This is a genomic window from Photorhabdus heterorhabditis (assembly GCF_001280945.1).
GTDB classification, from domain to species: domain Bacteria; phylum Pseudomonadota; class Gammaproteobacteria; order Enterobacterales; family Enterobacteriaceae; genus Photorhabdus; species Photorhabdus heterorhabditis.
In genome coordinates, this window is sequence record NZ_LJCS01000166.1 from 1 (window position 1) to 1,429 (window position 1,429).

General features: G+C 40.8%; 1 protein-coding gene. It reads right to left on the reverse strand.

Annotation, left to right across the window (positions count from 1 at the left end; all coding sequences use genetic code 11):
• On the reverse strand, nucleotides 1-1,429 hold a 1,429-nt coding region (locus AM629_RS24880; RefSeq protein ID WP_235525578.1), incomplete at both ends, for a filamentous hemagglutinin N-terminal domain-containing protein.

The following is a 1,429-nucleotide window of genomic DNA, read 5'->3' on the forward strand; positions in this document are numbered from 1 at the left end:
CTAAAGTCGGCGACAAGATGACCTTTTGCGATAATACTGGCGCGCTCAACCACCAGTTTGTCTTTTCTAATATCATATTTGACTTCACCGTTGGGTAAGAGATGATAATTTTTATCATCCCATTGATGATAGGTGTCAATTTTTCCAGAAATACCATTAGAAGCCAGTTGATAGATCCCCGTAGGGATATTCAGTGAATCGGTTATAGAAACATAACTATCCTTAGGGAAATATTCAAAGAGATTAAAAGATCCTGATTTGTCCTCAGATATTCGGCTGGTATTAGAAAGATTTTTGCCCGTCAAAAATATATCTTTTCCGGCTTCAATTTTGCTCATTTCCTGATTTGATAATAGATCACTGTTAACATAAATATTTCCGCCAGACATCAGGACACTGGGTTGCATGCTTTTTAATTTATATTCACTTTCATATTGTGCGGCAAGGATATCAAAATTTTTATCTGTCGGGTTGGGTGCGGTTTCTCTTTTTTCGAAATAATAGATACTCCTGACATTATTCAGTTCATGAGTCCTGACAACCAAATCGCCCTTCACGGTTTTTATTGTTGCCGATCTATTCTCGACAAGTTTACCTTTATTCCCTTGAGCATCCTTCTGTATCCACATATGATTATTGGCTTGCAGAAGTGCTTTATCTCCGGTATTACGTAAAGTATCACCCAATATCCGTGCATCCCGGCCCGCAGTGACACGCCCTTTATTATCCAATTCAGTACTTGCCAGAGTAATATCCCGTTCTGACTGTATCTGGATATTTGGCGCAATATGGGTTTCTTTCGCACTAAGATTAAAATCCGTTTTGGCTTTGACCTTTCCCAGTTCAATTTTACCATTAACGTTTAAGGTAATATCACGCTGGTCACTGGTTAAATCTTTCAGATTAACGCCGACCCCCTCTTCTGTGGCAATCAAGCGGATCTTATTAGCATACATCCCCCCTAAGGCTTTGGTATCAATCGCTAATTGAGGCTTAGCGCCTTCTCCGGTGATTTTTTTCACTGTGCCATCGTTAAAATCAATCCGATTAGCCCCTTGTGTCAGGGATAAATTATTCGCCTGAATTTTTCCATTTAATTCAGTCACCCGGCTGATAATATCGACATAATCCGTCGCCTTGCCATCCAGCCCTTTACCGCCAAGGGTAATCTGGCCTTGTTTAACCTCCAGTACTTCCAGTGCGCCCTGTTTATCAAATTGAGGCTTACCGGTAGTCAATGTTGCACTGCCGGTATTAATAAAACCACAGCCATCACAGGTAATGCCGTTGGGGTTAGCTATCATTACATTGGCTTTATGACCCAGAATTTCCAGTTTGCCTTGCAGGTCAGACTGCCCATTACCGGTGACTTCATTAATAATTAATTCGGCGGCTTTACCTTTTAAGTGGCTATTTGCATTTAATTGCC